The organism is Pseudomonas sp. (assembly GCF_049645325.1).
In the GTDB taxonomy this organism is placed as follows: Bacteria; Pseudomonadota; Gammaproteobacteria; order Pseudomonadales; family Pseudomonadaceae; genus Aquipseudomonas.
This window is the reverse complement of sequence record NZ_JBARTQ010000234.1, coordinates 1-2406: the sequence shown is the minus strand read 5'-3', so window position 1 is coordinate 2406 and position 2406 is coordinate 1. Positions and strand designations below refer to the sequence as shown.

2 protein-coding genes are annotated in these 2406 nt (G+C 58.4%); both read left to right on the top strand.

Annotated features, from left to right (window positions below):
* The first annotated feature begins 23 nt into the window (after positions 1 to 23).
* A complete protein-coding gene (locus tag WBB95_RS10095) occupies positions 24 to 1502 on the top strand; it encodes a RimK family protein (RefSeq protein WP_424487448.1) in 1479 nt (492 codons plus the stop codon).
* 6 nt (positions 1503 to 1508) lie between these two features.
* A partial coding sequence (locus WBB95_RS10090; RefSeq protein WP_424487447.1) for a magnesium transporter CorA family protein occupies positions 1509 to 2406 on the top strand: 898 nt, incomplete at its 3' end.

The following is a 2406-nucleotide window of genomic DNA, read 5'->3' as shown; positions in this document are numbered from 1 at the left end:
CGCTCAAAGGGTCAAGCCAGGTCGTGATTATTGTCGAGCGCAAGGAAGACTGGGCCTCTTACTTCCCCAGCGAAGACATCGTCACGGCTCAGGAGTACCTCGAGCAAACCCGCGAAAACGAGACGGGCAAGCGGGTGCAGGTGATCAACCTGTGCCGCAGCTACAAGTACCTGGGGCACGGCTACTACTGTTCGCTGCTGGCCGAAGCGCGCGGGCACAAGGTGATTCCGTCGGTGCGCACCATCAGCGAACTGACCAGGAAGTCGTTGTATGGGTTGTCGCTGGATGACCTGGATAAAACCCTGGATAAAGCACTGAGTCATCACCTTTACAGCAATACCGAAGGGTTTACCCTGACGCTTTATTTTGGCCGGACCAATATAGAACCCCTGCAGGAATTGGCCCGTCAGTTGTTTGAAACCTTTCCGTGCCCGATCTTGTTAGTTGAGTTTCGCAAGAACAACGGCTGGCACATAGAAGGCGTCAAGTCCGGTGTGTTGCACAAGTTGCGCGATGACCAGGAAGACCAGTTCGCCCATGCCCTCGACAACTTCAGCCGCAAGATCTGGCGCCAGCCGCGCTCGCGCAGGCTGGCCCGATACGACCTGGCAATCCTCCACGATCCCCAGGAGCAATTGCCGCCCTCGAACGCCAAGGCGCTGGAAAATTTCGTGCGTGTCGGCAAGGGCCTGGGCATCGATGTGGAACTGATCGAGCGCAAGGATTACTCGCGCCTGGCCGAGTACGACGCCTTGCTGATCCGCGAGACCACCAGCGTCGACAACCACACCTACCGTTTTGCCAAGAAAGCCGAAAGCGAAGGCCTGGTGGTGATGGACGACCCCGCGTCGATCCTGCGGTGCACCAACAAGGTCTACCTCACCGACTTGCTCAACAGCCATCAACTGGGCATGCCCGCGACCGAAATTCTCTACAAGGAGCGACCGGAAGATTTCGAGCGGGTCGGCGAGCGCCTGGGTTTCCCGCTGGTGCTGAAAATTCCCGACGGCTGTTTCTCCCGGGGCGTGATCAAGGTCGAAAGCCAGGAAGCGTTGCTCAAAGCCACCGCCGAGCTGTTCGAGCACTCAGTGCTGCTGCTGGCCCAGGAATTTTTCTACACCGAGTACGACTGGCGCATTGGCGTGCTTAACCGCAAGCCGATCTTTGCCTGCCAGTACTTCATGTCCAAGGGCCATTGGCAGATCTACAACCACAAGGCCATCGGCCAGGACATCAACGGCGAATGCCGCACCCTGGCGGTTCACGAAGCGCCCAAGGCGGTGGTGGAGCTGGCGGTGAAAACCGCCAACCTGATCGGCGACGGCCTGTATGGCGTGGACCTCAAGCAATCCGGCGACAAGGTGGTGGTGATCGAGGTCAACGACAACCCGAATATGGACGCGGGTATCGAAGACGCCTATTTGCAGGACGACCTGTATGCGCTGGTGCTGGAGGAGTTTGTGCGCAGGCTGGAGTTGAAACGCCAGGGTCAGGTCTGGTGACGCGCGATGATCCAGCGCTTTGAATTGATCGATGGAAGGTTGCGCAGCGGGGCGGGGGAGAGTGCCTCGATCCTGCTGTTCAATAACCCGGACCTTGCCGAACGTGAGTGGCTGCGCGACCACCACAAGCTGGATGAGCACGCCTTGGCTTCGGCGCTTGATCCTGATGAAGTCTCGCGCATCGAATTTCACCCCGACAACCTGTTCCTGATCTGGAAACGTCCGGAAAACTATTCCGGCGGTGGCAACCTGGTGTTCGAAGTGTCGTCCTGCGGCCTGTTGTTTTCGCAGGACCGCCTGCTGGTGATCGCCCCCGATGAAACCCCGTTGTCCGGGCTCGGCGCGCGCCGCCCGCTGCACACGCCGCTGGATGTGTTGCTCGACCTGCTGCTCAACAACATCCACCATTACCTGGGCCACCTGAAGGTGATCAAGCTGGTTGCGCGGGAGCTGCAGCAGCAGTTCAACGCGTCGATGAGCAACCATCACCTGATGCAGATGTTCAGCCTCAGCGAGAGCCTGATCTATTACATCAACGCGCTGCACAGCAACGGCGCGGTGCTGTCGCGGTTGCGTAATCACGCTGAGAAGGCGCATTTCAGTGCTGAGGTGTTGGGGCTGATCGACGACCTGATCATTGAAAATCACCAGTGCTACAAGCAGGCGGAAATCTACTCCAACGTGTTTTCCGGGTTGATTGACGCGCGCGGTAATTTGATGAACAACAGCATGAATAATCTGCTGCGCAAGCTGACGTTGATCAACGTGGTGTTTCTGCCGCTCAACTTGATTGCCAGCGTGGGAGGGATGTCGGAGTTCAGCATGATGACGGCGGGGACGCCTTGGTGGGTGTCGTATCCGTTGTTTCTGGCGGCCATGGGGGTTGGGGCGGGATTGATGGTGG